General features: G+C 68.6%; 25 protein-coding genes. All 25 read left to right on the forward strand.

The window, feature by feature from the left end:
• Positions 1 to 65: 65 nt before the first annotated feature.
• A complete protein-coding gene (locus tag ACIQLD_RS02180) occupies positions 66 to 1,643 on the forward strand; it encodes a Rieske 2Fe-2S domain-containing protein (RefSeq protein ID WP_402604485.1) in 1,578 nt (525 codons plus the stop codon).
• A gap of 84 nt (positions 1,644 to 1,727) precedes the next feature.
• Entirely contained in the window at positions 1,728 to 2,258 is a 531-nt protein-coding gene (pyrR, locus tag ACIQLD_RS02185) for a bifunctional pyr operon transcriptional regulator/uracil phosphoribosyltransferase PyrR (RefSeq protein WP_402604487.1), read from the forward strand.
• Positions 2,255 to 3,220 (forward strand): aspartate carbamoyltransferase catalytic subunit, encoded by a 966-nt coding sequence (locus ACIQLD_RS02190; RefSeq protein WP_402604490.1) that lies wholly within the window; start codon positions 2,255 to 2,257, stop codon positions 3,218 to 3,220. The genes pyrR and ACIQLD_RS02190 overlap by 4 nt, the downstream gene beginning before the upstream one ends.
• Positions 3,217 to 4,521 (forward strand): dihydroorotase, encoded by a 1,305-nt coding sequence (locus tag ACIQLD_RS02195; protein ID WP_402604492.1) that lies wholly within the window; start codon positions 3,217 to 3,219, stop codon positions 4,519 to 4,521. Before ACIQLD_RS02190 ends, ACIQLD_RS02195 begins: the two co-directional genes overlap by 4 nt.
• Positions 4,518 to 5,030, forward strand: a complete 513-nt coding sequence (locus tag ACIQLD_RS02200; protein WP_402604495.1) for a hypothetical protein — start codon at positions 4,518 to 4,520, stop codon at positions 5,028 to 5,030. The genes ACIQLD_RS02195 and ACIQLD_RS02200 overlap by 4 nt, the downstream gene beginning before the upstream one ends.
• Entirely contained in the window at positions 5,027 to 6,205 is a 1,179-nt protein-coding gene (gene carA / locus ACIQLD_RS02205) for a glutamine-hydrolyzing carbamoyl-phosphate synthase small subunit (RefSeq protein ID WP_402604497.1), read from the forward strand. The genes ACIQLD_RS02200 and carA overlap by 4 nt, the downstream gene beginning before the upstream one ends.
• Positions 6,205 to 9,492: a carbamoyl-phosphate synthase large subunit gene (gene carB / locus ACIQLD_RS02210; protein ID WP_402604499.1), complete on the forward strand. Its 3,288-nt coding sequence runs from the start codon at positions 6,205 to 6,207 to the stop codon at positions 9,490 to 9,492. The genes carA and carB overlap by 1 nt, the downstream gene beginning before the upstream one ends.
• Complete coding sequence (gene pyrF / locus ACIQLD_RS02215; protein WP_402604501.1) at positions 9,489 to 10,334, forward strand: orotidine-5'-phosphate decarboxylase; 846 nt, start codon at positions 9,489 to 9,491, stop codon at positions 10,332 to 10,334. Before carB ends, pyrF begins: the two co-directional genes overlap by 4 nt.
• A complete protein-coding gene (gene gmk / locus ACIQLD_RS02220) occupies positions 10,327 to 11,238 on the forward strand; it encodes a guanylate kinase (protein ID WP_402604503.1) in 912 nt (303 codons plus the stop codon). The genes pyrF and gmk overlap by 8 nt, the downstream gene beginning before the upstream one ends.
• Before the next feature lie 65 nt (positions 11,239 to 11,303).
• Positions 11,304 to 11,558, forward strand: coding sequence for a DNA-directed RNA polymerase subunit omega (rpoZ, locus tag ACIQLD_RS02225; protein ID WP_017204385.1), 255 nt, complete (start codon positions 11,304 to 11,306; stop codon positions 11,556 to 11,558).
• Positions 11,559 to 11,646: 88 nt separating this feature from the next.
• A complete protein-coding gene (metK, locus tag ACIQLD_RS02230) occupies positions 11,647 to 12,840 on the forward strand; it encodes a methionine adenosyltransferase (RefSeq protein WP_402604506.1) in 1,194 nt (397 codons plus the stop codon).
• A gap of 16 nt (positions 12,841 to 12,856) precedes the next feature.
• Positions 12,857 to 14,815, forward strand: coding sequence for a primosomal protein N' (locus ACIQLD_RS02235; RefSeq protein WP_402604509.1), 1,959 nt, complete (start codon positions 12,857 to 12,859; stop codon positions 14,813 to 14,815).
• 18 nt (positions 14,816 to 14,833) lie between these two features.
• Positions 14,834 to 15,754: a methionyl-tRNA formyltransferase gene (fmt, locus tag ACIQLD_RS02240; protein WP_402604512.1), complete on the forward strand. Its 921-nt coding sequence runs from the start codon at positions 14,834 to 14,836 to the stop codon at positions 15,752 to 15,754.
• The gene (locus tag ACIQLD_RS02245) at positions 15,751 to 17,250 is read left to right on the forward strand and encodes an RsmB/NOP family class I SAM-dependent RNA methyltransferase (protein ID WP_402604514.1); all 1,500 of its coding nucleotides are present in this window, start codon (positions 15,751 to 15,753) and stop codon (positions 17,248 to 17,250) included. Before fmt ends, ACIQLD_RS02245 begins: the two co-directional genes overlap by 4 nt.
• Positions 17,251 to 17,254: 4 nt before the next feature.
• On the forward strand, positions 17,255 to 17,935 hold the full coding sequence (gene rpe, locus ACIQLD_RS02250; protein ID WP_402604516.1) for a ribulose-phosphate 3-epimerase: 681 nt from the start codon (positions 17,255 to 17,257) through the stop codon (positions 17,933 to 17,935).
• Positions 17,932 to 18,195, forward strand: a complete 264-nt coding sequence (locus tag ACIQLD_RS02255; protein ID WP_017202142.1) for a phosphoribosyl-ATP diphosphatase — start codon at positions 17,932 to 17,934, stop codon at positions 18,193 to 18,195. Before rpe ends, ACIQLD_RS02255 begins: the two co-directional genes overlap by 4 nt.
• Before the next feature lie 38 nt (positions 18,196 to 18,233).
• Positions 18,234 to 19,076 (forward strand): ATP phosphoribosyltransferase, encoded by an 843-nt coding sequence (hisG, locus tag ACIQLD_RS02260; protein ID WP_402604518.1) that lies wholly within the window; start codon positions 18,234 to 18,236, stop codon positions 19,074 to 19,076.
• On the forward strand, positions 19,076 to 19,837 hold the full coding sequence (gene hisF, locus ACIQLD_RS02265) for an imidazole glycerol phosphate synthase subunit HisF (RefSeq protein WP_402604521.1): 762 nt from the start codon (positions 19,076 to 19,078) through the stop codon (positions 19,835 to 19,837). Before hisG ends, hisF begins: the two co-directional genes overlap by 1 nt.
• Entirely contained in the window at positions 19,834 to 20,214 is a 381-nt protein-coding gene (gene hisI / locus ACIQLD_RS02270) for a phosphoribosyl-AMP cyclohydrolase (RefSeq protein ID WP_402604523.1), read from the forward strand. The genes hisF and hisI overlap by 4 nt, the downstream gene beginning before the upstream one ends.
• Entirely contained in the window at positions 20,211 to 20,798 is a 588-nt protein-coding gene (locus tag ACIQLD_RS02275; RefSeq protein ID WP_402604525.1) for a Trp biosynthesis-associated membrane protein, read from the forward strand. Before hisI ends, ACIQLD_RS02275 begins: the two co-directional genes overlap by 4 nt.
• Before the next feature lie 48 nt (positions 20,799 to 20,846).
• Positions 20,847 to 21,077 carry an HGxxPAAW family protein gene (locus ACIQLD_RS02280; protein ID WP_017830578.1) on the forward strand — a complete coding sequence of 77 codons (231 nt, stop codon included), beginning with the start codon at positions 20,847 to 20,849 and terminating at the stop codon, positions 21,075 to 21,077.
• Positions 21,078 to 21,079: 2 nt separating this feature from the next.
• Positions 21,080 to 21,850, forward strand: coding sequence for an indole-3-glycerol phosphate synthase TrpC (gene trpC / locus ACIQLD_RS02285; RefSeq protein ID WP_402608474.1), 771 nt, complete (start codon positions 21,080 to 21,082; stop codon positions 21,848 to 21,850).
• Complete coding sequence (gene trpB / locus ACIQLD_RS02290) at positions 21,850 to 23,118, forward strand: tryptophan synthase subunit beta (protein WP_402608475.1); 1,269 nt, start codon at positions 21,850 to 21,852, stop codon at positions 23,116 to 23,118. Before trpC ends, trpB begins: the two co-directional genes overlap by 1 nt.
• Entirely contained in the window at positions 23,115 to 23,918 is an 804-nt protein-coding gene (trpA, locus tag ACIQLD_RS02295) for a tryptophan synthase subunit alpha (RefSeq protein ID WP_402604529.1), read from the forward strand. The genes trpB and trpA overlap by 4 nt, the downstream gene beginning before the upstream one ends.
• Positions 23,919 to 23,928: 10 nt before the next feature.
• Positions 23,929 to 24,957, forward strand: a complete 1,029-nt coding sequence (gene lgt, locus ACIQLD_RS02300; RefSeq protein WP_402604531.1) for a prolipoprotein diacylglyceryl transferase — start codon at positions 23,929 to 23,931, stop codon at positions 24,955 to 24,957.
• Positions 24,958 to 25,062 lie beyond the last annotated feature (105 nt).

Below are 25,062 nucleotides of genomic sequence, written 5' to 3' on the forward strand. Positions count from 1 at the left end.
CGGGTCGACCGGGCGCACAGGGAGCCCTCGGTACAATCGAACGGTTCACTTTCGGGAGGAATGCAATGCGGATCACGGGACTCGGCCACGCCGGGATGTTCATCGAGACGGTCGGCGGGAACATCATCTGCGACCCGGTCCTCGGACCCTCGTTCTACGGATCCTGGTTCCCGTTCCCTGACAACAGGGGTCTGGACTGGGAGCGGTTCGGGCGCGAAGCCGACTTCCTCTGGATCTCGCACCGCCACCGCGACCACTTCGATCCGCGGCTCCTCGAGCGCTACATCCGCAAAGACATCGAGGTGCTGCTTCCGGAGTACCCGACCGATGACCTCGAACAGGACATCCGCGCGCTCGGTTACACGAACATCACCTACGCGCCGGCCGGTCAGGTGATCCAGCGCGGCGAGCTCAAGATGATGATCACACCGCTGCGGGCTCCCAGCGACGGCCCGATCGGGGACTCCTCGCTGAGCGTCGACGACGGCACCGGGTCGATGCTGAACCAGAACGACTCCCACCCCCTCGACCTCGAGAAACTGCTCGACTTCGGCAAGCCCGACGCCTACTTCACCCAGGTGTCCGGCGCCATCTGGTGGCCCATGGTCTACGACCTGCCGCTCGATGCCAAGCAGAACTTCGCCCGTCTCAAGCGTGAGGCGCAGAACAAGCGCGCCATGTACTACATCGAGAAGGTCGACGCCCCGCACGTCTTCCCGATGGCGGGCCCGCCCATGTTCCTGCGCGACGATCTGTTCGACTTCAACGGCCTCGGCAAGAACGGCGAGTCGATCTTCACGGATCAGAAGCAGTTCCTCGCGCACATGAAGGAGCTCGCGCCCCAGTACGATGGGCAGCTGTTCATCCCCGGCACCGTCGTCACGGTCGAGGGGGGAGCGGTCACGAGTGAGCAGACCCTGTACACCGAGGCCGAGATCTCGCACATCTTCGATGAGAAGTGGGACTACCTCGAGGAGCAGCGGGCGAGCCGACAGCAGGAGATCCGTGACGAGGAAGCATCTCGTGCCGAGATCATCCCGCCTGCCGAAATGCTCGAGGCGATCAAGAACTGGTGGGAGCCGCTGCTGAAGAAGTCCCGCACGATCCGGCTCGGCGTCGGCGGATGTGTGCGCTTCCGCATCGGCGAGCTCGACATGGTGGTCGACTTCCCGCGCGCGAAGGTCCGCGAGTACGCGGGCGAGGAGTGCATCTACTGGTACACCATCCCCGCTGACCTGGTGTCGACGAACATCGTCGATCACGAGATCGACTGGTCGAACTCGATCTTCCTCTCGATGCAGTTCTCGGTGGGCCGCAGCGGCAAGTTCAACGAGTTCCTCACCACGTTCCTCAAGTGCCTCTCGGTCGACCGCATCGAGTACGTCGAGAACTGGTACCAGGAGCAGACCGACCAGACCGAAGACGCCGAGATCGGCGACTGGGTCGTGCAGCGTCGTTGCCCGCACCTCCGTGCCGACCTCACCCGTACGGGCACGGTCGACGAGGACGGCATCCTCACGTGCAGCATGCACGACTGGAAGTGGGACCTGAAGACCGGTCGATGCCTGTCGACGGCCGGGCATCCGATCCGCTCCTCCAAGATCGACGAGGTCACCGACCCCGTGCTGCAGGAGGCGAGCTGATCCACCGGAGTCTCCGCGCTCCGATAGACTGAGGTCACAAGCAACCTTTAACACCGTCCTGTGAGGCGGAGAAGGGAGCGGCCGATGAGCATGCGCACTGTGCTGCACGAAGCCGACATCTCACGAGCGCTGACCCGTATCGCGCACGAGATCCTCGAGTCCAATCGAGGCGCCGAGAACCTCGTCCTGCTGGGCATTCCGACCCGCGGGGTGACGCTCGCCCATCGCCTGGGACTGTTGATCAGCGAGATCGCCCAGCAGTCCGTCGCGGTGGGCGCGCTCGATGTCACCCTCTTCCGCGACGACCTCGCCAAGCACCCGACCCGCTCGCCGCAGCCCACCGAGATCCCGGTCGGCGGCATCGACGGCAAGACGGTCGTCCTCGTCGACGACGTGCTCTTCTCGGGCCGCAGCATCCGCGCCGCCCTGGACGCGATCCAGTCGATCGGACGCCCCTCCGTCGTGCGCCTCGCGATCCTCATCGACCGCGGGCACCGCGAACTGCCGATCCGCCCGGACTTCGTCGGCAAGAACATCCCCTCGGCCCGCACCGAACGGGTCAACGTGCGCCTCTTCGAGAACGACGGGGCCGAGGAGGTGACGATCGGCGAATGAGACATCTCCTCGACACCCGCACCCTCGACAGGGCGACCGCCCTGCGCATCCTCGATGTCGCCGAGGACATGTCCGACACGCAGTCGCGCGAGGTCAAGAAGCTCCCCACCCTGCGCGGCAAGACCGTCGTGAACCTCTTCTTCGAGGACTCGACGCGGACCCGCATCTCGTTCGAGGCCGCGGCCAAACGGCTTTCCGCCGACGTGATCAACTTCGCCGCGAAGGGGTCCAGCGTCTCCAAGGGCGAGAGCCTGAAAGACACGGCACAGACGCTCGAAGCGATCGGCGCCGATGCGGTCGTGGTCCGGCACCCGGGCTCCGGCGCCCCGCAGACCCTGGCCACCAGCGGTTGGATCTCGGCCGGTGTCGTGAACGCAGGCGACGGCACCCACGAGCACCCGACGCAGGCGCTGCTCGACGCCTTCACGATCCGCAAGCGTCAGTTCGGCGCCGACAGCCGCGGCCGAGACCTGAGCGGCTTGCGGGTGGTGATCGTCGGCGACGTCCTGCATTCCCGGGTCGCGCGCTCCAACGTCTGGCTGCTCACCACGCTCGGTGCCGAGGTCACGCTGGTCGCACCGCCCACGCTGGTTCCGCAGAACGTGTCACTCTGGCCGGTCCGCGTCGTCTACGACCTCGATCAGGCATTGGCGGAAGACCCGGACGCGGTGATGATGCTGCGCATTCAGCTGGAACGGATGAATGCCGCGTATTTCCCGACTGAGCGGGAGTATTCCCGTCGCTGGGGCCTGGACGCACGGCGTGTGGCCGGTCTTCCGGCAGGTAGCATTGTCATGCACCCCGGACCCATGAACCGGGGACTGGAGATCTCTTCGGAAGCTGCTGATTCCCCCCGCTCGACGGTGCTGGAACAGGTCACGAACGGGGTGTCCGTCCGCATGGCGGTGCTGTACCTGCTGCTGGCAGGCGAACGAGACGACGAACGAGGGGGAGACCTGTGAACGAGACCCTCGTCATCACCGGTGCACAGCTGCTCGGTGCCGAGAGCGCCGACATCATCATCGAGGGCGGCCGGATAGCCGAGATCGGGAGCGGGCTGCAGCGCTCGGGTGCGCGGGTGATCGACGCAGCCGGACTCGTCGCGCTGCCCGGACTGGTCGACCTGCACACGCATCTGCGCGAGCCCGGCTATGAGGCGTCCGAGACGATCCTCACGGGAACGCGCGCCGCCGCCGCCGGTGGGTTCACCGCGGTCTTCGCGATGCCCAACACCTCGCCGGTCGCCGATACCGCCGGTGTGGTCGAGCAGGAGCTCGCGCTCGGTGATGCGGCCGGCTACGCCACGGTGCAGCCCATCGGCGCGGTCACGGTCGGCCAGAAGGGCGAGCGTCTCGCCGAGCTGGGTGCCATGGCCACCTCGCGGGCACAGGTCCGCGTCTTCAGCGACGATGGCTTCTGCGTGTTCGATCCGCTCATCATGCGGCGCGCGCTGGAGTATGTGAAGTCCTTCGACGGCGTCATCGCCCAGCACGCGCAGGACCCTCGGCTCACCGAGGGTGCGCAGATGAACGAGGGCACGGTCTCGGCCGAGCTGGGTCTCGCCGGCTGGCCTGCGGTCGCCGAGGAATCGATCATCGCCCGCGACGTGCTGCTGGCCGAGCACGTGGGCTCGCGACTGCACGTATGCCATCTCTCGACCGCTGGTTCGGTGGACATCATCCGCTGGGCCAAGAAGCGCGGCATCGACGTCACCGCAGAAGTCACCCCGCACCACCTGCTGTTGACCGACGAGCTCGTGCGCGGCTACGACGCGCGCTACAAGGTCAATCCTCCGCTGCGTCGCGAAGAGGATGTGCTCGCGGTGCGCGAGGGTCTCGCCGACGGAACGATCGATATCGTCGCGACCGACCACGCCCCGCACCCGAGCGAGCACAAGGCCTGCGAATGGCAGGCGGCGGCGAACGGCATGGTGGGCCTCGAGAGCGCGCTGCGCGTCGTGCACCAGTCGATGGTTCAGACCGGCTTGCTCGAGTGGGCCGATATCGCGCGGGTGATGAGCGCGGCGCCTGCGCGCATCGGACGTCTCGCCGGACACGGCACGCCGCTCGAAGTCGGACAGCCGGCACAGCTCACTCTGTATGACGCGTCGGTCGATGGCGTCTTCACAGAGGCCGACCTCCACGGTCGCAGCGTGAACTCGCCGTATCTCGGTCGTGCTCTCCCCGGACGCGTGGAGTACACGATCCACGGCGGCGTGCTCACAGTCGACGGCGGCAGCGTCGTCGAGGAGCTCCGCGCATGAGCGCTCGGGACCTCGCCGTCGCGATCACGATCGCGGTAGCTCTCCTGGTGTTGCTGGTGATGCTTCTCGCCTGGCGACGACGAATCCGCCGCGATTCCGTGTTCGCAGCCCCGCTGGGTGTGCCTGAGCACGCGGAGGTCGCCCGCCGCGACGAGGTGCTGTACGTGTCGACGACACGGCACGAACAGCCGCTCGAGCGCCTCGCGGTGTCACCTCTCGCGTACCGCGCGCGCGGCGAGCTCGCGCTCACGGATCGCGGTATCGCCCTCTGCCTCGACGGCACGCCGACGGTCTTCCTCGCGAACGACCGGCTCGTCGCCATCGACCGCGCCACGGTCACGATCGACCGCGTCGTGGAGCCCGGTGGCCTCGTGCGCATCGCCTGGAACATCGACGACGACACGATCGTCGACAGCTACCTGCGCCTCGCCACCGGCGACCCCCAGAACCTCATCTCCGACCTGCAGCGGCTCGTCCCCGCCGCCCCCGACACAGGAGCAACGTCATGACACTCTCGACAACCTCCGGGCAGGCCCCCGTGGCCCAGCTTCCCGATCCCGCCGTCCTCGTCCTGGAAGACGGCACGCGTCACATCGGACGCGCCTACGGCGCCCGCGGCCGCACCCTCGGCGAGGTCGTCTTCGCCACCGGCATGTCCGGGTACCAGGAGACCATCACCGATCCGTCCTACGCGGGCCAGATCGTGCTGCAGACCGCCCCGCACATCGGCAACACCGGCATGAACGACGAGGACGCGGAGTCCCGCCGTGTCTGGGTCGCCGGCTACATCGTGCGCGACCCCTCCCGCGTCGTCTCGAACTGGCGCGCGAACGCCTCGCTCGACGACGTGCTCGTCGAGGACGGCATCGTGGGCATCAGCGGTATCGACACCCGGTCGATCACGCGTCACATCCGCTCGGCCGGTTCCATGCGCGGCGGGATCTTCTCCGGCGCGGACGCGGCGCTCGACTCCGAGGAGCAGCTGCGCATCGTCCGCGAGGCGCCCGAGATGGCGGGGCGCAACCTCTCGGCCGAGGTCTCGGTCGACGTCGCGACGGTGACGACCGCGATGGGGGAGCGGATCGGAAACCTCGCCGTGCTCGACCTCGGTGTGAAGCAGGCGACGATCGACAACCTCGCCGCCCGCGGTTTCGAGGTGCACGTCCTTCCGCAGAACGTGACGATCGACGAGATCCGTGCGGTCGACCCGGTCGCCGTCTTCTACTCGAACGGCCCCGGCGACCCCGCGGCCTCCGGCGATCACGTCGAGCTGCTGCGATCGGTGCTCGATGACGGGCTGCCCTTCTTCGGGATCTGCTTCGGCAACCAGCTGCTCGGTCGCGCGCTGGGCCTCGGCACCTACAAGCTGCCGTTCGGCCACCGCGGCATCAACCAGCCGGTGCTGGACAAGCAGACCGGCAAGGTCGAGATCACCGCGCACAACCACGGGTTCGCCGTCGAGGCTCCGATCGAGGGCACCTTCGACAGCCCGAACGGCTACGGCAAGGTCGAGGTCAGCCACGTCGGCCTCAACGACAATGTCGTCGAGGGACTTCGGGCCCTCGACATCCCGGCCTTCTCGGTGCAGTACCACCCCGAGGCGGCCGCGGGCCCCCACGACGCCAACTACCTCTTCGACAGGTTCCGCGACCTGGTCATCGCAAGCCAGAAGGACTCCAAGTAATGCCCAAGCGCGACGACATCAACTCCGTCCTCGTCATCGGCTCCGGCCCGATCGTCATCGGTCAGGCCTGCGAGTTCGACTACTCCGGCACCCAGGCGTGCCGCGTGCTGCGTGAAGAGGGTGTCCGGGTCATCCTGGTCAACTCCAACCCGGCGACCATCATGACCGACCCCGACTTCGCCGACGCGACGTACATCGAGCCGATCACCTGGCAGGTCATCGAGACGATCATCGCGAAGGAGCGCCCCGACGCGATCCTGCCCACGCTCGGCGGCCAGACCGCTCTGAATGCGGCGATCGAGCTGCACAACCACGGCATCCTCGAGAAGTACGACGTCGAGCTGATCGGCGCGAGCTTCGAGGCGATCAACAAGGGCGAGGACCGCCAGATCTTCAAGCAGCTCGTGCTCGACGCCGGCGCCGACGTGGCGGACTCCCGCATCGCGCACACCATGGACGAGGTGCTGGCGGCCGCCGACGAGCTCGGATACCCCATGGTGGTCCGTCCGAGCTTCACGATGGGCGGTCTGGGTTCGGGCTTCGCGTACGACGAGGAAGACCTGCGCCGTATCGCCGGCGCCGGCCTGCGAGACTCGCCCACCACCGAGGTGCTCCTGGAGGAGTCGATCCTCGGTTGGAAGGAGTACGAGCTCGAGCTCATGCGCGACACCGCCGACAACACCGTCGTCGTCTGCTCCATCGAGAACGTCGACCCGGTCGGCGTGCACACGGGCGACTCGATCACGGTCGCTCCGGCGCTCACCCTGACCGACCGCGAGTACCAGAAGATGCGTGACATCGGCATCGACATCATCCGCGCCGTCGGCGTCGACACCGGAGGCTGCAACATCCAGTTCGCGGTCGACCCGACGAACGGGCGCATCATCGTGATCGAGATGAACCCGCGCGTCTCACGTTCCAGCGCCCTGGCGTCCAAGGCCACCGGATTCCCGATCGCGAAGCTCGCGGCCAAGCTCGCGCTCGGCTACCGACTCGACGAGATCCCGAACGACATCACGGGCGTGACCCCGGCGAGCTTCGAGCCGACACTCGACTACGTGGTCGTCAAGGTTCCGCGCTTCGCGTTCGAGAAGTTCCCGGCTGCCGACGCCACCCTCACCACGACCATGAAGTCGGTGGGCGAGGCCATGGCCATCGGCCGAAACTACGCGACCGCGCTGCAGAAGGCGCTCCGCTCGCTCGAGAAGCGCGGATCGAGCTTCCACTGGGGTGTGGAGGACCGTTCCGTCGAGGAGCTGCTGGAGATCTCGAAGACCCCCACCGACGGTCGGATCGTCACCCTGCAGCAGGCGCTGCGCAAGGGTGCGACGGTCGAGCAGGCCTTCGACGCGACGGCGATCGACCCGTGGTTCCTCGACCAGATGGTCCTGATCAACGAGGTCGCCGAGATCGTGCGCACGGCACCAGAGCTGGATGCGGCGACCCTCCGCTATGCGAAGGAGCACGGCTTCTCCGACGCACAGCTCGCCGAGCTCCGCGGCACCTCGGAGGCGGAGATCCGGGGCGTCCGCCACGGACTCGGCATCCGTCCGGTGTACAAGACGGTCGACACCTGCGCGGGCGAGTTCCCGGCTCTGACGCCGTACCACTACTCGAGCTACGACTTCGAGACCGAGGTCGCGCCGTCCGAACGCACCAAGGTCGTCATCATCGGTTCGGGTCCGAACCGCATCGGTCAGGGTGTGGAGTTCGACTACTCGTGCGTGCACGCCTCGTTCGCGCTGTCAGACGCGGGTTTCGAGACCGTCATGGTCAATTGCAACCCGGAGACCGTCTCGACCGACTACGACACCTCCGATCGCCTGTACTTCGAGCCGCTGACTCTCGAAGACGTGCTGGAGGTGCTCGACGCGGAGGCCGCGAGCGGTACCATCCTCGGCGTCGTGTGCCAGCTGGGCGGTCAGACCCCGCTCGGGCTCGCGAAGGGTATCGAGGCAGCCGGCTACACGGTTCTCGGAACCAGCCCCGAGGCGATCGACCTTGCGGAGGAGCGCGAGCTCTTCTCGCGCCTGCTCGATGAAGCAGGTCTCGTCGCGCCGCGCAACGGCACGGCGATCGACGTCGACGGCGCCGTGCGCATCGCCGAGGAGATCGGCTACCCGGTGCTCGTGCGCCCGAGCTTCGTGCTCGGCGGCCGCGGCATGGAGATCGTCTACGACACCGCCTCGCTGCGCGACTACTTCGTCCGCACCGCGGGCGAGGTGGTCATCGAGGAGGGCAAGCCCCTTCTGGTCGACCGCTTCCTCGACGACGCGATCGAGCTCGACGTTGACGCGCTCTACGACGGCGTGGACCTGTACATCGGCGGCGTCATGGAGCACCTCGAGGAGGCCGGTATCCACTCCGGTGACTCGAGCTGCACGCTGCCCCCGGTCTCGCTGGGGCGCACCGACGTCGACCGCGTGCGCGAGGCCACTCTGGCGATCGCGAAGGGCGTGGGGGTGCGCGGACTGCTGAACGTGCAGTTCGCCATCAGCGCCGGCGTGCTCTACGTGATCGAGGCCAACCCGCGCGCCAGCCGGACGGTGCCGTTCGTGTCGAAGGCACTCGGCATCCCGATGGCCAAGGCTGCGAGCCGCATCATGACGGGCTCGACGGTCGCCGAACTGCGTGCCGAGGGGATGCTTCCCGAGCAGGACGGCTCGCGGGTTCCGCTCGACGCCCCGGTGTCGGTCAAGGAAGCCGTGCTCCCGTTCAAGCGCTTCCGTACCGCCGACGGCAAGACCGTCGACTCGGTGCTGGGCCCGGAGATGCGCTCAACGGGTGAAGTCATGGGTATCGACCGCGACTTCCCGACAGCCTTCGCGAAGAGCCAGGCCGCGGCCTACGGCGGCATGCCCACCTCGGGCACAGTGTTCATCTCGGTCGCCGACTCCGACAAGCGCGCCGTGATTCTCCCTGCGCACCGCCTGCAGCAGCTCGGGTTCACGATCGTCGCGACCGAAGGTACGGCCGAGATCCTCTCCCGCAACGGCATCGCCGTCACGGTCGTCGAGAAGTACAGCGAGACGCAGGAGTCCGGGGCGAAGAACATCGTGGACCTCATCAACGAGGGCGCGATCGACATCGTCGTGAACACTCCGTCCGGTGGAGCCGCCCGCGCCGACGGCTACGAGATCCGCGCCGCCGCCGTGGCCGCCGACAAGGCGCTGTTCACCACGATGGCCGTGCTCGGTGCGGCTGTGAGCGGGATGGACGCCGCCCACGAGGGCTTCCAGGTGAAGAGCCTCCAGGAGTACGCGCTGGACCGGAAGGCGGCACTGTGAGCGAACGCTTCGGCGAGCGGGTACGATCCGTGCTCAGCGCACGGGGACCGCTCTGCGTCGGCATCGACCCTCATGCTGCGCTGCTCGCGGCGTGGGGGCTGACCGACGACGCCCGAGGAGTGCGCGAGTTCGGCCTGCGTACAGTCGAAGCGGCTTCCGGCCGAGTCGGCATCGTGAAGCCCCAGGTGTCGTTCTTCGAGCGCTTCGGGTCGCAGGGTATCGCCGCGCTCGAGGACGTGCTCGCAGCGGCGCGCGCCGCCGGGCTCATCGTGATCGCCGACGCCAAGCGGGGAGACATCGGATCGACGATGGATGATTACGCCCGTGCCTGGCTCACCCCGGGTTCGCCGCTGGAGGCGGATGCGCTCACCGTGAGCCCGTTCCTCGGTGTGGGCGCTCTCGACGGCACTTTCGCCGTCGCAGAGCAGCACGGGAAGGGCGTGTTCGTGCTCGCCGCGACCAGCAATCCCGAGGCTGAAGGGCTGCAGCGCTCCACTGATCCGACAGGCGCCACGGTTTCGGCCTCGGTCATCGCCGGGGTTTCGGCGCGCAACGCCCGAAGATCGGCGGCGGGAGAGTGGGGGAGCTTCGGATTCGTCATCGGTGCGACCGTCGACTGGAGCACCGCCGGCATCGAGCCGTTCGCCCCGGCCGCTCCGATCCTCGCTCCCGGATTCGGCGCCCAGGGCGCCACACCGGCCGATCTCCGTCCGCGATTCGGGCGGATGTCGGATGCGGTGATCGCGAGCGAGAGCCGCAGCCTCCTGTCCGTCGGCCCTGTCGAACTGGCCGAGGCCATCTCCGCACGCACCGCCGAGTATCTCGAGGTGGCCGGTGTCTGACGCGCAGCGCACGGTTCCCGAGGTCGACCGGGTCGCGGCGGCGCGCCGCGCCGTCGAGCGTCGCCGGGCCAGGGCTTCGGTCAAGAGGGACCTCACGATGCGCGTGGTGACCCCTCAGACCGTCCTGCACCGAGCGACGGCAGATGCCGACTCCGTGGAGGGGTCGATGCGCATCACCGACTTCCTGCTGGCACTGCCCGCGATCGGCGCGGGCAAGCGCGATCGCGTGCTGGACGAGCTGCACATCTCCCCGGTCAAGCGTCTGGGTGGGCTCGGCGCCCGCCAGCGCCGGGTACTGGAAGCCTGGCTCGACTCGCGCTTCCCGATGCCGACCCCGCGTGACGCACGGAGTCGTCTGCTGGTGCTCGCCGGCCCCACCGCTGTGGGCAAGGGGACGGTCGCCGCGCACATCCGTGAGCACAATCCGGAGATCCACCTGTCGGTATCGGCCACTACCCGGCCGCCCCGCCCCGGTGAGATCGACGGCGTGCACTACTACTTCGTGGACGACGCGGAGTTCGACCGACTCATCGCCGACGACGAACTGCTCGAGTACGCGGTGGTGCACAACCGCTCCCGCTACGGAACGCCGCGTGCGCCGATCGATGCCGCGCTGGCCGAGGGCAAGACCGTCCTTCTCGAGATCGACCTGCAGGGCGCGCGCCAGGTACGGAACGCCGAGCCCTCCGCGACGCTGATCTTCCTGCTGCCGCCGAGCTGGGACGAACTGGTCCATCGACTGGTCGGACGAGGCACGGAAGACGCCGAGGAACGGGCCAGACGTCTGCGCACCGCGAAGGTCGAACTCGCCGCCCAGAACGAGTTCGACCACCTCGTCGTGAACGAGGACGTCGCCACGGCGGCTCGCGAGGTCGTAGAATTGTCTACAAGCTCTGCGCGCTGAGCGTCTTCGCGCGCCTTTCGCACCGTCTTCGCGACGATCCCGTCGCCTGATCAGGAGGTCTCACCATGGCCGGACACAACAACGGCATCATCGATCCCCCCATCGACAACCTGCTCGACCGCGTCGACTCGAAGTACGAACTCGTCATCTACGCCGCCAAGCGCGCGCGTCAGATCAACGACTACTACTCCGACCTGCACGAGGGAAACCTCTTCGACAACGTCGGCCCGCTCGTGGACTCGTCCGTCGAGGACAAGCCGCTCACCATCGCGCTGCACGAGATCAACGAGGACAAGCTCCGCCTGCGTCACGCAGAGTGATATTCGAGACCGCGCCTCCCGTCTGTCGGAGGCGCGGTCCAGAATGGGTGCAACACCCTTCTTCTGTCCTTCCCGTTCTGGAGTTTCGATGAGCGCACTGCGTCTGTTCACGTCCGAGTCCGTCACCGAGGGGCACCCGGACAAGATCTGCGACCAGATCTCCGACAGCATCCTCGACGGCCTCATCGCGAAGGACACAGGCTCTCGCGTCGCGGTCGAGACGCTCGTCACGACGGGCCTCGTGCACGTGGCCGGTGAGATCCGCACCGAGGCCTACGTCGACATCCCCACGATCGTGCGTCAGGTCGTGAACGGCATCGGATACACCTCCAGCGACACGGGTTTTGACGGCTCCTCGTGCGGGGTCAGCATCTCGGTGGGTGAGCAGTCGACAGACATCGCCCATGGCGTCGACAGCGCGCAGGAGCACCGCGACGGTTCCTCGGTCGACCCGCTCGACGGCCTCGGCGCCGGCGACCAGGGCATCATGTTCGGCTTCGCGACGAATGAGACGCCACAGCTCATGCCGATGGCCGCCTGGACCGCCCACCGTCTCGCGGAGCGTCTCGCCGAGGTGCGTCGCAGCGGGGAGCTGCCGTTCCTGCGTCCCGACGGCAAGACCCAGGTCACGCTCGGGTACGACGGCTTCACACCGAAGACCGTCGACGCCGTCGTGGTCTCGACGCAGCACCACCCCGACATCTCGCAGGAAGAGCTGCAGGCCCAGGTCCGTGCGCATGTGATCGACCCGGTGCTCTCGACCACCGGACTCGACCTCGACGACGTCACGCTCTACATCAATCCTGCGGGTCCCTTCGTCACAGGCGGACCCAAGGGCGATGCCGGCCTGACCGGGCGCAAGATCATCATCGACACCTACGGCGGAGCCTCGCGTCACGGCGGTGGCGCCTTCAGCGGCAAGGACCCGTCCAAGGTCGACCGCTCCGGTGCGTACGCCACGCGATGGGTGGCGAAGAACGCTGTCGCCGCCGGGCTGGCGGACCGGCTCGAGGTGCAGGTCGCCTATGCGATCGGCGTCGCGCGCCCGGTCGGTCTCTATGTCGAGTCCTTCGGCACGGGCAAGGTGTCGGACGAGGTCATCACACGCGCGATCAACGAGGTGTTCGATCTGCGCCCCCAGGCGATCATCGACCAGCTCGATCTGCTGCGTCCGATCTACGCCCAGACGGCCGCCTACGGGCATTTCGGCCGAGAGCTTCCCGATTTCACCTGGGAGCGTACCGACCGCGCCGAAGAGCTGCGCCGCGCTGCCGGGCTCTGATGGGACCGCGGTCCTGATGCCTCCGGAGAGCCGGCGCATCGCGCGCGTGCTCCTCGATTCGCCCCTGCCGCAGCTCGATCGCCTCTTCGACTACGCGCTTCCGCCCGAGCTGGGCGATGTGCCGAGGGGTGTCCGCGTGCAGGTGCCGCTGCGCACCGCCGGGCGCGTGATCGACGGCTACGTCGTCGACGTCGACGTCGAAGATGACGCAGACCGTGCGCTCTCCGAGGTAGAGAGCGTGGTGTCCATGGTGCCGGTGCTTCCGGAGCGCCTGCATACGCTCGCACGTCGGGTGGCGGATCGTGCCGCCGGTTCGGCCTCCGACGTGCTGCGGCTCGTGATCCCCAAGCGTCAGGTGCGCGTCGAGAAGGCCTGGACCGCCGACACACCCGTCGAGACACCAGCGGCGGATGCGCTCGTCGTGGCAGAGGAGACAGTCGGTCTGTACGAAGGCCTCGACGCCGTGCTCGATTCGGGCGGACGCGCAGCCGTGGAGGCGATTCCGCAGCTCGTCGACGGGGTGCAGGGCTGGGCTCGGCTGCTGGCGGCTTCGGCGGCACGCACGCTCGCCGCCGGCGCGTCGTCGATCCTCGTCGTTCCCGACAGCCGTGATCTCGATCGGCTCCTCCTCGCGCTCGAGGCGCTCGTGCCTGCAGCGTCGATCGTGCGTCATGATTCCCGGCAGACCAACCCCGACCGCTATCGCGGCTTTCTGCGCACGCTCGAGGACGCGCCGTGCATCGTGGTGGGGAACCGTTCGGCGGTCTACTCACCGGTCGTGGCAGGCCTGGTGGCGATCTGGGACGACGGCGATCCGCTCCTGGGAGAACCGCTCGCCCCGTATGTCAACGCGAGGGATGCGGCGCTGCTGCGTCAGGAGCTCGAGGGATCGGCACTGCTCTTCGCGGGCCACACACGAACGACCGACGTGGAGCGCCTGGTCGTCCTCGGCTGGTTGCAGGACGTCAGAGCAGTGCGCCGCGTGCTGCCGCGGGTCGTGCTCAGCACACCCCAGGAGATGGAGCAGCCCACCGCTCAGCGGATGCCGTCGTCCGCATTCCTGGCCGCACGCACCGCAGCGGCGGAGGGCCCGGTGCTCGTGCAGGTCTCGCGGCCCGGCTTCTCGCCGTCGCTCGTGTGTGCGCAATGCCGTGCTCCGGCGAGGTGCGCTCAATGCGGCGGTCCCCTCGGGGCGAAGCATCGCGGTGCGGTGCCGGTGTGCGCCTGGTGCGGTCGCGCTGCGAGTGCCTGGTCGTGCCCGACCTGCTCCTCCACGAAGCTGCGCCTGGCATCATCCGGCAGCGAGCGCACCGCCGACGAACTGGGCCGGGCTTTCCCCGGCGTGCGCGTGATCGTGGCCGACGGTGCGCACCCAGTGGAGAGGGTCCCGTCCAAGCCGGCACTCGTGGTGGCGACCCGCGGTGCCGAGCCGATCGCCGACGGCGGATATCGCGCCGTCGTGCTGCTCGACGGCCCACGGATGCTCCAGGCGCCCGACTTGCGCGTCGCCGAGTCCTGCCTGCGCTGGTGGTCGAATGCCGCGGCTCTTGCCGCACCCGGCGCGCCGATCCATCTGGTCGGCGTCAACGGCGCGGCCGCGAAGGCGCTCGCGACCTGGAATCAGGCGGGTCATGCCCGTTCGGAGCTCGAGAGCAGGGCGCCGCTGCACATGCCGCCGACGACCAGGGTGGCCCTCGTCCAGGGGTCCGTTCCCGCCGTGTCCCGCGCTCTCGCCGCGCTGACCGAGCTCGCCCTTCCCTCCGACGCGGTGCTGGGTCCTGTCCCGGTCGAATCCGACGATGTCCCTCCGCGGGTACGCGCGCTCGTCCGGTTCGACTACGGTGCCGGAGCCCGTGTGGCGACCGCACTGCGCGCCGCGGTCGTCGCCGAAGCGGTGAGCGGGCGTCGCAGAAAGGGGCGTGCGACCAAGAGCACGCTCTCGGTCCGCCTCGATATCCTCGAACCAGAGCTCTGACCCTTCCGGAGAACCTTCATGCGCCTCGTCTTCGCCGGCACACCTGCTGCGGCCGTGCCCACCCTTCGCCGTCTCGCGGTGTCCCACGACATCGCCGCGGTCGTCACACGACCGGACGCGCCCCTCGGGCGTCGCCGGGTGCTGACCCCGTCACCGGTGGCACAGGCCGCCGCAGAACTGGGGCTCCCCGTCATCAAGGCTGCCCGGCTCGACGATGCCGCCACCGACGAGATCTCGGCCCTGCAGGTGGATCTCGGCGTGATCGTGGCGTACGGCGGGCTCGTGCGCGAGCCGCTGCTCTCGGCCCCGACCGCGGGCTGGATCAACCTGCACTTCTCCGTTCTGCCCGCCTGGCGGGGCGCGGCACCGGTGCAGCGCGCACTGATCGCCGGCGACGAGGTCCTCGGAGCCAGCGTCTTCCAGCTCGTCGCGGAACTGGACGCCGGCGACGTCTTCGCCACCCGCGAGGTCGAGATTCCGGCGACGGCGACGGCCGGCGAGGCGCTCGAGGCGCTCGCCCTGGACGGTGCCGAGCTCACGGCCGACGTCGTCTCGGCGATCGCGGATGGTACGGCAGCGGCGGTGCCACAGCAGGGGGAGCCGACCTTCGCCGCCAAGCTCACGCTCGCGGATGGTCTTCTCGATTGGAACCAGCCGCTCGACGTCGTATTCGCCCGGTTCCGCGGCGTGACCCCGGAACCGGGTGCGCACACCACCGTCGCCGGTCAGCCGCTGAAGGTGCTCGAGGCGGTGCCTGCGCCGGAGGCCGAAGTCCTGCCCCCCGGCCGTCTCCGCGGCACCAAGACGGCACTCCACATCGGCACCTCCACCGGCCCGCTCGCCGTCACCAAGGTGCAGCCCGCTGGCAAGGGAGCGATGAACGCGGTCGACTGGTGGCGTGGTCTGCGTGGGGGCGAGGAGATGGTGGCCGGATCATGAGCGACGACGGACGGAACCGACGGCCTCGGCCATCGAACGGGCGGCCACGTGTCGGGCAGGGGCCGGCTGGGGCGCCTCGCGACGGTCAGCGCGGGCCGGTGCGCACCGTGCAGCCTGCGAGACGGGTGGCCTACGACGTGCTGCGCGCAGTGTCCGAGACGGACGCCTATGCGAATCTCGTTCTTCCCTCGGCGATCGCCGACGCGCGGCTCACTCCGCAGGATGCGGCGCTCGCGACCGAGCTGACCTACGGCACGCTGCGCCGACTCGGCACCTACGATGCGATCATCGCGGCGGCGGCGGATCGTTCGACGGAGAGCATCGACCCGGCTGTTCTCGATGCGCTGCGCCTCGCGGTGCATCAGCTGCTCGCCACGCGCGTCGCCTCGCACGCGGCCGTCAACGAGTCTGTGAACCTGGTGGCCACGGAGTCCGGTCGCGGGGCCTCGAGCTTCGCGAACGCGGTGCTCCGGCGCATCACGCGCGAATCGAGCGAAGACTGGCAGGAGCGTATCGAGAGCGGGGCACGCTCGGATGACGAGCGGCTCGCGCTGCGTTCCGCGCACCCGGTCTGGGTGATCCGCGCACTGCGACGCGCCCTGGCGGCCGAGGGGCGCGGAGACGAGCTGGACGCCCTTCTCGATGCCGACAACGTATCGCCTGAGGTCACGCTCGTCGCCCTCCCCGGCCTGGCGGAGCCCGGTGAGCCCCGCCTTCCCTACGCGCCGACCGCCTTCGCCTCTCCCGGAGGCGATCCGCGCCGTCCGGTGGAGGCCTCCGGTGGCACCGTGCGCGTGCAGGACGAGGGGTCCCAGCTGGTCGCACTGGCACTCGCCGGTGCGGCCCCGATCACGGCGGGCGAGCGCTGGCTCGATCTGTGCGCGGGCCCCGGCGGTAAGACGGCCCTGCTCGCCGCGATCGCGCGCCAGCACGAGGCGACGCTGGAGGCGAACGAGATCGTCCCCGTCAGAGCGCGCCTCGTGCGCAAGGCGCTGAGGGCGGTTCCCGGCGACGTCGTGGTGCATGAGCAGGATGGGCGGGCTCTCGCCGCATCCCGACCCGGCGAGTTCGACCGCATCCTCGTCGACGCCCCGTGCACGGGCCTCGGTGCGCTGCGCCGCCGCCCCGAAGCACGGTGGCGAAAGTCTCCGGCTGATGTCGCCGAGCTCGTCCCGCTTCAGGTGGAGCTGCTCTCCGCCGCGCTCGATGCTCTGGCCCCTGGCGGCATCGTGGCCTATGTGACGTGCTCTCCTCACCTCGCGGAGACCACGGGGGTCGTCAAGGAGGTACTGCGCGACCGCACCGACGTCGTCGAACTCGACGCGCGCTCGGTTGTCGCCGATGTCGCCCGCTCGCCGATCGATCTCGCCGAGGAGGGGCGGGAAGAATCGGGCAGCGCCCAGCTCTGGCCGCACCGTCATGGAACGGATGCGATGTTCCTCGCACTCCTGCAGCGCTCATCGACCGAGAACACCTCATCTGGGAAGGAAGACTAGGACCGTGGAACTGCCACTCGCCCCGCGCATCAACCCGAGCATCCTCGCCGCCGACTTCGTGAACATGCAGGCGGATCTCGCCCGGATCGCGACCGCCGATTTCGCCCACGTCGACGTCATGGACAACCACTTCGTCCCCAACCTGACGTTCGGCCCGCAGATGGTCGAGCGCATCCAGGCCACCAGTCCGATCCCGCTCGATGTGCATCTGATGATCACCGATCCCGAGCGCTGGGCCCCCGAGTACGCCGAGATCGGCGCGGCGAGCGTGACATTCCATCTCGAAGCGTCGGACGAGCCCGTCGCCCTCGCACGCCGGTTGCGCGACATCGGGTCGCGGGCGGGGGTCGCTGTCAAGCCGGCGACGCCTGTGGAGTCGTTGTACGAGGTGCTCGACGAGTTCGATCAGATCCTCGTGATGACGGTCGAGCCCGGCTTCGGCGGGCAGGGTTTCATGCCGGAGACCATGCCGAAGCTCCGTGCCCTCGCCGAAGAGGCTCGTCGGCGGGGTTCCCAGGTCTGGCTTCAGGTGGACGGGGGCATCTCCGACCGTACGATCGAGATCGCCGCCTCCGCGGGCGCGGACACGTTCGTCGCTGGCTCGGCCGTGTACGGCTCGGATGACGTCGAAGCCGCCGTCACCCGGCTGAGAGACCTCGCCAGAGCCGCTAGCCTGGAAGCGTGAAGACTTTCGACGAGCTGTTCGCCGAGCTCAGCGTCAAGGCCGAGACCCGCCCTGAGGGATCGGGGACGGTCGCCGAGCTCGACGGCGGCGTGCACACGATCGGCAAGAAGATCGTGGAAGAGGCCGCCGAGGTGTGGATGGCGTCGGAGTACGAGTCCGACGAAGCCGCCGCCGAGGAGATCTCCCAGCTGCTGTACCACGTGCAGGTGATGATGCTCGCGAAGGGCCTCAGCCTGCAGGACGTCTACCGACATCTGTGATGCGCTCCGTTCCGATCTCCTCGAACTGAAAGCCATCCATGCTGCGTATCGCTGTTCCCAACAAGGGCTCGCTCTCCGAAACCGCCGCCGACATGCTCGCCGAGGCGGGCTACGCCGGTCGACGCGACCCCAAGACCCTCCACGTCATCGACGCCGAGAACGACGTCGAGTTCTTCTTCCTCCGCCCCAAGGACATCGCCACCTATGTCGGTTCCGGCGCGATCGATGTGGGCATCACCGGGCGTGATCTGCTGCTCGACGCCCGCATGCCGGGTGCGCGGGAGATCGAGGCGCTCGGATTCGCCGGCTCGACCTTCCGCTTCGCCGCTCCGACCGGGCGCTGTACCGACGTGACCGAGCTCGACGGTCTGCGCATCGCGACGTCGTACCCCGGCCTGGTGGACGCATTCCTCGACGAGCGCGACATCGCCGTCGATCTGGTGCCGCTCGACGGAGCCGTGGAATCCGCGGTCCGCCTCGGTGTCGCCGACGCGGTCGCCGACGTCGTCGAGACCGGGACGACGCTGCGGCAGGCCGGGCTCGAGGTGTTCGGTCCGGTCATCCTGGAATCGGAGGCCGTGCTCATCGCGGGACCGGTGGATGCCGAGGGCGCGGACACCCTTCTTCGTCGCCTCCGGGGCGTGATGGTCGCGCGTCGCTTCGTGATGATCGACTACGACCTGCCGGTCGCCCTCCTCGATGACGCCGTGAAGATCGCCGGCGGCGTCGAATCGCCGACCGTCTCGCCACTGCGTGATCCCGAGTGGGTGGCTGTGCGGGTGATGGTGGCGCGCTCGCGCGTGAACCCCGTGATGGATGCGCTGTACGCGCTCGGTGCGCGGGCCATCCTGGTCACCGCGATCCACAACGCGAGGCTCTGATGACGCTCGCCAGTCGGGTGATCCCCTGCCTCGACGTGGCCGACGGCCGCGTCGTCAAGGGAGTCAACTTCGAGAACCTGCGCGACATGGGCGACCCTGTCGAACTCGCCCGGCACTACGCCGCCCAGGGCGCGGACGAGATCACTTTCCTCGACGTCACCGCCACGGTCGACGCCCGTGCCACGACCTACGACGTCGTGCAGCGCACCGCAGAACAGGTGTTCGTGCCGTTGACCGTGGGCGGGGGAGTGCGCAGCGTCGACGATGTGGCGCGTCTGCTCGCGGTGGGCGCGGACAAGGTCGGGGTCAACTCCGCTGCGATCGCGCGACCCGAGCTCATCGGCGAGATCGCCGACCGTTTCGGTGCACAGGTGCTCGTGCTGTCGCTCGACGTGAAGCGCGCTCCGACCACGCACTCTGGCTTCGTCGTGACGACGCACGGCGGTCGCACCCAGACCACCCTCGACGCGCTCGACTGGGCGCGTGAGGCCGCGGAACGCGGTGCGGGAGAGCTGCTGGTGAATTCGATCGACGCCGACGGCACGCGTGACGGCTTCGACCTCGAGCTCGTCCGACTGATGCGCGAGGCAGCCTCCGTCCCCGTCATCGCATCGGGCGGTGCGGGGCGGGCATCCGACTTCGCCCCCGCGATCAAGGCGGGCGCGGATGCGGTCCTGGCGGCGAGCGTGTTCCACACCGGCGCGCTCACGGTCGGAGATGTCAAAGACGCGCTTCGCGCGGAAGGAGTGCTCGTACGATGAGCGACGCAGACGGGCAGGCGGCATTGGTGGAGGCGCGCATCGCGCAGGTGGTCTTCAACGCCGACGGCCTGGCCCCCGTGATCGTGCAGCAATGGGACTCGCACGAGGTGCTCATGCTCGCGTGGGTCGATGCGGAGGCGCTTCGTCGCACCCTGACATCCGGGCGAGCGACGTACTGGTCGCGCTCACGCCGGGAGTACTGGCGCAAGGGTGACGCCTCCGGCAACATCCAGGTCGTGCACGAGGCGCGTCTGGACTGCGACGGCGATGCGATCCTGCTCCTCGTGGCGCAGACCGGGCCGGCCTGTCACACCGGCACGCGCACCTGCTTCGACGCGAACGACCTCGAGGCGACCGTCGGGGCGGATCAGTCGTGAGCTTCGCGCAGCGCGGTCGCTCCCTCTCCGTCTCCGGATTCCTTCTCGCCGGTGCGATCGGCATCATCTCGTCGACCCAGACCTGGCTGACGGTCGAGCGCGCGGATGCGGGTGAGGCGATCCTGGTCCCCGGCGCATCGGCCCTGGTGCTGCTCGCTCCGCTCAGCCTGGCGGTGCTGGCGCTCGGCGCGGCGCTGTCGATCGCCGGCAAGGCCGTCCGCCTCGTGTTCGGCGTGCTCGCGGCGGCGACCGCGCTGTTCCTCGGCTGGTCGACGCTCCAGCTGTTGCTCGTCGAGCCGTTCGACGCAGTCGCGGCCACGGTGACTGAGGTCACCGGACTCGCCGGCGGTCTCGCCGTCCACGAGGTCGTGGCGAGCATCGTGCCGTCCGCGTGGCCGTACATCGCCCTCGTGGGCTGGGCGATCCTGCTCGTCGCGTCCATCGTGGTCCTGGTCACCTGGCGTGGCTGGAAGGCCGGAGGGCGGCGCTACCGCACCGATCACGTCGACGTCGTGCATGACGGCCCCGTGGACGCCGTGGATTCCTGGGACGAGCTGTCCCGCGGAACCGATCCGACGCGTTGACCCCGATAGACTGATTCCGAACTGCCACGTCGTCCCCCGGAGGAGAACATGACCAACCCGATCGCCGACCCCGGCCACGGACACTCGCCTGCCGCCTGGACCGCTGTCGTGATCATGCTGGTCGGCGTCGCCGCCGGCACCGTCGCCTTCTGCTTCGAGCAGCCCGCCCTCGTCGTCGCCTCGGTCGCGCTCATCCCGATCGGCGCGATCGTCGGCTGGGTGCTCGCGAAGGCCGGCTACGGCGTGAAGGGTCCGAAGTACGCTCCGAAGGCGCACTAATGGTGCTCGCCGACCTGACGGCCGGCGCTGTCGCAGACGCTGAGCGTCGCGCTCTGTCGCGCCCGCTGGCCACGCTCGAACGGGATGCCCTGGCTCGACCGGCCGCCAAAGACGCACTGTCGTTCCTGGCGCCCGCCGATCGCGTGAAGATCATCGCGGAGGTCAAGCGCGCGAGTCCGTCCCGCGGTGCTCTCGCCGACATCCCCGACCCCGCGCTCCAGGCGTCGCTGTATGAGACCGGGGGAGCCTCGGCGATCAGCGTGCTCACGGAGGAGCGCCGTTTCGGCGGCAGCCTCGCCGACCTCGAGGCCGTCACGGCCCGGGTCTCGCTTCCGGTGCTGCGCAAGGACTTCATCGCCACCCGGTATCAGGTGCTCGAGGCACGTGCAGCGGGCGCGGATCTCGTCCTGCTGATCGTCGCGGGGCTGGAGCCCGATGTGCTGCGCGATCTCTTCGGGTTCATCGGCGAACTGGGCATGACGCCCCTCGTCGAGACGCATTCCGCGGATGAGCTCGAGGCCGCGATCGATCTCGGCGCGCCGCTGATCGGCGTGAACGCGCGAGACCTCAAGACCCTCGAACTCGACCGCGACCTGTTCGGGCGTCTGGTCGAGCGCATTCCCGACACGGCGGTGAAGATCGCGGAGTCGGCGGTGCTGACTCCTGCCGATGTCGTGCACTACCGCTCGGCCGGCGCCGACGTCGTCCTGATCGGCGAGGCGCTCGTGACCGGCGACCCCGTCGCCACCCTCAAGAGTTTCCTGGAGGCATGATGAGCCTGCGCGACCAGCACGGCCCCTTCTTCGGTGAGTTCGGCGGGCGCTACATGCCCGAATCTCTCATCGCCGCGATCGACGAGCTGACGGTCGCCTACGAGGCGGCAATCGTCGATCCCGGGTTCCGGGCCGAGCTCGCGCAGCTGCTCAGTTCGTACGCCGGTCGCCCTTCCTCGATCACCGAGGTGCCGCGGTTCGCCGAGCACGCCGGTGGTGCACGCGTCTTCCTCAAGCGTGAAGACCTCAACCACACCGGTTCGCACAAGATCAACAACGTGCTCGGTCAGGCTCTGCTCACCAAGCGCCTCGGCAAGACCCGCGTGATCGCCGAGACCGGTGCCGGTCAGCACGGCGTCGCGACCGCGACAGCGGCGGCGCTGTTCGGTCTGGAGTGCACCATCTACATGGGCGAGGTCGATACAGAGCGTCAGGCGCTCAACGTCGCCCGCATGCGACTGCTGGGTGCGGAGGTCGTCCCGGTCACCTCCGGTTCGCGCACGCTCAAGGACGCCATCAACGACGCCTACCGCGACTGGGTGGCATCGGTCGAGACCACCAACTACATCTTCGGCACGGCGGCGGGACCGCACCCGTTCCCCGCGATGGTCCGTGATTTCCAGAAGATCATCGGCGAAGAGGCGCGCGCTCAGCTGCTCGACGAGGTCGGGCGCCTTCCGGACGCTGTCATCGCGTGCGTCGGCGGCGGTTCCAACGCGATCGGCATGTTCGACGCGTTCCTCGATGACGAGGGCGTCAAGCTCTACGGTGTCGAGGCGGCCGGCGACGGCGTCGACACCGAGAAGCATGCGGCCTCGATCGAGCGAGGCCGCCCCGGCGTGCTGCACGGTGCGAAGACCTATGTCCTCCAGGACGAGGACGGACAGACGATCGAATCGCACTCGATCTCTGCGGGTCTCGACTACCCTGGCGTCGGTCCGGAGCATGCCTGGCTTTCGGACATCGGCCGTGCCGAGTACATCCCGGCCACCGACGACGAGGCGATGCAGGCGTTGCGTCTGCTCAGCCGGACCGAGGGGATCATCCCCGCGATCGAGTCCGCGCACGCCCTCGCCGGCGCGTTGCGCATCGGTCGCGAGCTCGGCCCCGATGGACTGATCGCCGTGTGTCTCTCCGGACGCGGCGACAAGGACATGGACACCGCCGCGCGCTACTTCGCGCTCTATGACGAGGCCGCCCTGGCGCACGACGGGTCCGAGGAGAGCGAAGAGGACGAGCGGGCAGCGAAGGGGGAGCCGCAGCTATGAGTCGCGTCGAACAGGCGATCCAGCGCGCCCAGGATGCCGGCCGCAGCGCGTTCGTGGGCTATCTGCCTGTGGGCTTCCCCGACCTCGAGACGAGCATCCAGGCCGCCATCGCCCTCGCCGAGAACGGTGTCGACATCATCGAACTGGGTCCGCCGTACAGCGACCCGGTGATGGACGGCGCGATCATCCAGGAGGCGACCACCAAGGCCCTGGCCGCGGGCTTCCGGATGGCCGACCTCTTCACGGCGATCCGCGCGATCACCGCGGCGACCGACGTTCCCGTCCTCGTGATGACCTACTGGAACCCGGTCATGCAGTACGGCATCGACCGCTACGCGGACGATCTGCTCGCCGCCGGCGGTGCCGGGCTCATCACGCCCGATATCACCCCGGACGCGGCGGGGGAGTGGATCGCCGCCAGCGAGCGGACGGGCCTCGATCGCGTCTTCCTCGCGGCTCCGACCTCGTCCGACGAGCGTCTCGACCTCGTCGTGAAGTCGTCCACCGGATTCGTGTACACCGTCTCGACGATGGGCATCACGGGGGAGCGCGCCGAGCTCGACCGCGCCGCCCGCACCCTCGTCGGGCGTCTGCGCACGCATGGCGCGCACCGCGCGTGCGTCGGTATCGGTATCTCCACCGCCGAGCAGATCGCGGGAGTGTCGGAGTACGCCGACGGCGCGATCGTCGGCACGGCCCTCGTCCGCGCCCTGCGTGACGGCGGCGTTCCCGCCCTCGCAGAAGTCACCCGAAACCTGGCCTCCGGCACCGCGTCGGCACGCCCCGATCACGAGAACTAGAATCGCACTCATGTCACTCGCGCTCCACAGCACCTTCACGAACGTGCTCGCCAGCATCCCGAGCCCCACGGTCTCCTATTGGGACGTGTGGCCTGGCATCCGGATCCACTTCTACGCGCTCTGCATCATCGCCGGCATCATCGCCGCGACGTTTCTGACCAACCGTCGTCTCACCAAGCGCGGAGCAGAGCCGTGGGTCGTGATCGACATCTCGATCCTGGCAGTGCCGCTGGCGATCATCGGCGCGCGCATCTTCCACGTGCTGACCCATCCGAACGACTACTTCGGCGAGGGGATCAACACCTGGAACCCCTTCCAGCCGGGGTCGGTCTGGGCGATCTGGGAGGGGGGGATCGCGATCTTCGGCGCCCTCATCGGCGGCGCCATCGGCGCGTATCTCGGCTGCCGGTGGACCGGTATCCGCTTCTGGACCTTCGCCGACGCCCTGGCCCCCGGTCTGTTGCTGGCGCAGGCCATGGGCCGCTTCGGCAACTGGTTCAACAACGAGCTCTTCGGTCTTCCCACCGACCTGCCGTGGGGGCTGGAGATCCCGTCCACGAACTCGGCCTTCCCTCCTGGTCTGCCCGAGGGCACGCTGTTCCACCCGACATTCCTCTACGAGGTGCTGTGGAACGGACTGGGCGTCATCGTCCTGCTCTGGCTCGGCCGCAAGCTCTTCTTCCAGTGGGGCCGTCTGTTCGCCGTCTACCTGATCTGGTACAGCGCGGGCCGGATCGTCTGGGAGTCGATCCGCATCGATCCGAGCGAGATCATCCTCGGCCTGCGCAGCAACGTCCTGGCCGCGATCATCGGCGTCCTCGTCGGTCTCGCGATCCTCATCGTCCAGACGCGCCGGCACCCCGGACTCGAGCCCTCGCCGTACCAGCCCGGCCGCGAACGGACGGACGCAGACGCTGATGTACAATCGCAGAACAATCCCTCTGACTTCGTAGACGTGAGCGAGCCTCCGACCGAAGAAGTCACCGCAGGAGCCACCGCCACAAGCACTGCTCCCACGAGCGAGGACGGCTCTCGATAACGCCGCCTCGTGGCGGGAGAACCATTGCACTGAACGAGCGGGCCGACGTCGTCCCCGGGTTTCACTCGAAGATCTGAGGACGGTAACTGGTGTACTTCCAGCCCC

The organism is Microbacterium sp. NPDC091662 (genome assembly GCF_044756705.1).
Lineage (GTDB): Bacteria > Actinomycetota > Actinomycetes > Actinomycetales > Microbacteriaceae > Microbacterium.

What these genes read in the sequence shown, in the direction of transcription:
- hisG (WP_402604518.1), top strand. Translation starts at nt 18,234, where the DNA reads ATGCTGCGTATCGCTGTTCCCAACAAGGGCTCGCTCTCCGAAACCGCC.
- hisF (WP_402604521.1), top strand. Translation starts at nt 19,076, where the DNA reads ATGACGCTCGCCAGTCGGGTGATCCCCTGCCTCGACGTGGCCGACGGC.
- ACIQLD_RS02245 (WP_402604514.1), top strand. Translation starts at nt 15,751, where the DNA reads ATGAGCGACGACGGACGGAACCGACGGCCTCGGCCATCGAACGGGCGG.
- ACIQLD_RS02180 (WP_402604485.1), top strand. Translation starts at nt 66, where the DNA reads ATGCGGATCACGGGACTCGGCCACGCCGGGATGTTCATCGAGACGGTC.
- fmt (WP_402604512.1), top strand. Translation starts at nt 14,834, where the DNA reads ATGCGCCTCGTCTTCGCCGGCACACCTGCTGCGGCCGTGCCCACCCTT.
- ACIQLD_RS02200 (WP_402604495.1), top strand. Translation starts at nt 4,518, where the DNA reads ATGAGCGCTCGGGACCTCGCCGTCGCGATCACGATCGCGGTAGCTCTC.
- ACIQLD_RS02190 (WP_402604490.1), top strand. Translation starts at nt 2,255, where the DNA reads ATGAGACATCTCCTCGACACCCGCACCCTCGACAGGGCGACCGCCCTG.
- lgt (WP_402604531.1), top strand. Translation starts at nt 23,929, where the DNA reads ATGTCACTCGCGCTCCACAGCACCTTCACGAACGTGCTCGCCAGCATC.
- carB (WP_402604499.1), top strand. Translation starts at nt 6,205, where the DNA reads ATGCCCAAGCGCGACGACATCAACTCCGTCCTCGTCATCGGCTCCGGC.
- hisI (WP_402604523.1), top strand. Translation starts at nt 19,834, where the DNA reads ATGAGCGACGCAGACGGGCAGGCGGCATTGGTGGAGGCGCGCATCGCG.
- trpB (WP_402608475.1), top strand. Translation starts at nt 21,850, where the DNA reads ATGAGCCTGCGCGACCAGCACGGCCCCTTCTTCGGTGAGTTCGGCGGG.
- rpoZ (WP_017204385.1), top strand. Translation starts at nt 11,304, where the DNA reads ATGGCCGGACACAACAACGGCATCATCGATCCCCCCATCGACAACCTG.
- metK (WP_402604506.1), top strand. Translation starts at nt 11,647, where the DNA reads ATGAGCGCACTGCGTCTGTTCACGTCCGAGTCCGTCACCGAGGGGCAC.
- trpA (WP_402604529.1), top strand. Translation starts at nt 23,115, where the DNA reads ATGAGTCGCGTCGAACAGGCGATCCAGCGCGCCCAGGATGCCGGCCGC.
- ACIQLD_RS02235 (WP_402604509.1), top strand. Translation starts at nt 12,857, where the DNA reads ATGCCTCCGGAGAGCCGGCGCATCGCGCGCGTGCTCCTCGATTCGCCC.
- ACIQLD_RS02280 (WP_017830578.1), top strand. Translation starts at nt 20,847, where the DNA reads ATGACCAACCCGATCGCCGACCCCGGCCACGGACACTCGCCTGCCGCC.
- pyrR (WP_402604487.1), top strand. Translation starts at nt 1,728, where the DNA reads ATGAGCATGCGCACTGTGCTGCACGAAGCCGACATCTCACGAGCGCTG.
- carA (WP_402604497.1), top strand. Translation starts at nt 5,027, where the DNA reads ATGACACTCTCGACAACCTCCGGGCAGGCCCCCGTGGCCCAGCTTCCC.